The 1,929-nt window shown below is 67.8% G+C and carries 2 protein-coding genes; one reads left to right on the top strand and one right to left on the bottom strand.

The window, feature by feature from the left end; translation table 11 throughout:
- Positions 1 to 227 precede the first annotated feature (227 nt).
- Positions 228 to 656 carry a DUF1761 domain-containing protein gene (locus KZA10_RS13675; protein WP_218683154.1) on the bottom strand — a complete coding sequence of 143 codons (429 nt, stop codon included), beginning with the start codon at positions 654 to 656 and terminating at the stop codon, positions 228 to 230.
- A gap of 226 nt (positions 657 to 882) precedes the next feature.
- Here KZA10_RS13675 and KZA10_RS13670 point away from each other — a divergent pair.
- Positions 883 to 1,929 (top strand): alpha-amylase family glycosyl hydrolase (locus KZA10_RS13670; RefSeq protein WP_256934848.1); only part of this gene is annotated, 1,047 nt, incomplete at its 3' end.

Genomic DNA, 1,929 nt, shown 5'->3' with positions numbered 1-1,929 from the left:
CGATCGTCCACGGCGCCGATCGGCGCGAAGAACCGGACATCGGGACCCCTCGGTCAGAGCCGCGCGCCGTCAGGACCACGCGGGCGGCCCGGAGGCCACGAGACCCACACTGACAGCCCCGTCGAGACCGCAGAAGCGGCGAAAGTCTAGGGATGCCTCTCCCATCGGCGAATCCGATGCGCGGCGATCCGCTGACCGCCCCCGATCCCCGGAGTTCGGGCGGTTCGCTAGGCGATCGCCGGCGGCCAGACGCCGATGATGAGCGCCATGACGACGACGGTCACCAGCTCGTGAGCGATGTTCAGGGTGGTGAGCCTGGTCGAGCGCCCCTCGAACGCGTCATGCGTGATGAAATGGGCGGCCGTGAAGCCCGCCCACAGCGTCACCGCGGTGACGATGGCACCCCAGAAGTACGATCCGCCGTAGAAGTGCCAGGCGATCGAGGAGGCTCCGGCGAGCACCCATGCCGTGATGAAGCTCACGATCACGGTGGTGATGATGGGCCAGACCGCCGTCGCCGCCGGACGGTCCATGTCGACGTTCGCGAGCTTCGACCACCGCGTGCCGAACACCTTCGGGGCATACCAGATCGAGCCGACGATCATGCTCGACGCGGTGGCCAGCAGGACCGCCCAGTAGTTGATCTCGGGAACCATGACAGCCTCCACTCATCGGATGCCTCACCCTACTCCCCGGTTGCGATCGGGCCGCCGACGACACCGGCATGAGACCGTGACGGATGCATGACCCCCGCGGGCGAAGAGCTCATGCATCCGGCGAATCCTCGTGCAAACGCCCGCACGCCCGCGCACGGCTCCCGTCACCGAACCGATTCGATCCCTGCTCTGGCATGAATGTAAGCGTTTGCACTAGCCTGTTCCCATGGCACAGCTTGAGCAGATCGCAGCCCCCGGTTCCGAGTGGTGGCGCAGCGCCGTCATCTACCAGATCTACCCCCGTTCCTTCGCGGATGCCTCGGGTGACGGCATCGGCGACCTGCCGGGTATCACCAGCCGGCTCGACGCCCTGCAGGAGCTCGGCGTCGACGCGATCTGGCTGAGCCCGTTCATGACCAGCCCGCAGCGTGACGCCGGCTACGACGTGGCCGACTACCGCGACGTCGACCCGCTGTTCGGCACGCTCGCCGACTTCGACGACATGCTCGAAGCGGCCCACGCACGCAACATCCGCGTGGTGGTCGACCTGGTGCCGAACCACTCCTCCGACCAGCACGTCTGGTTCCAGCAGGCACTGAAGGCCGCGCCGGGAAGCCCCGAGCGCGCGCGCTACATCTTCCGCGACGGCAAGGGCGAGAACGGCGAGCTTCCGCCGAACAACTGGGAGTCGGTGTTCGGCGGCGGCATGTGGGAGCGCGTCGTCGAGGCCGACGGCACCCCCGGCCAGTGGTACCTGCACATCTTCGACGCCACCCAGCCCGACTTCGACTGGACCAATGAAGAGGTGCGCGAGGAGTTCCGCTCCATCCTGCGCTTCTGGCTCGACCGCGGTGTCGACGGCTTCCGCGTCGACGTGGCGCACGGCATGATCAAGGCCGACGGCCTGCCCGACTACACGCCCCCGAGCGATGCCGACTCCATGGGCGGCGGCGAGTCGAACGTGCCGTACTGGGGTCAGGACGGCGTGCACGACATCTACCGCGACTGGCACAAGGTGCTCGCCGAATACGACGGCGACCGCGCGCTGTGCGGCGAGGCCTGGATGCCGACGCTCAAGCAGACCGCTCTCTGGGTGCGTCCGGACGAGATGCACCAGACCTTCAACTTCCCGTATCTGATGACGCCGTGGGATGCGAAGGCGCTGGGCGATGTCATCCGCGAGTCCCTCGACGACTTCGGCGCGGTGGGCGCCCCCAGCACCTGGGTGCTGTCGAACCACGACGTCGTGCGCCACGCCTCGCGCCTCGCGCTG

The organism is Microbacterium sp. BF1 (genome assembly GCF_019279095.1).
GTDB lineage: Bacteria > Actinomycetota > Actinomycetes > Actinomycetales > Microbacteriaceae > Microbacterium > Microbacterium maritypicum.
This window is presented reverse-complemented; position numbering and strand designations above follow the sequence as displayed.

Coding starts and splice junctions, on each gene's coding strand:
- KZA10_RS13675 (WP_218683154.1), bottom strand. CDS start 656: ATGGTTCCCGAGATCAACTACTGGGCGGTCCTGCTGGCCACCGCGTCG.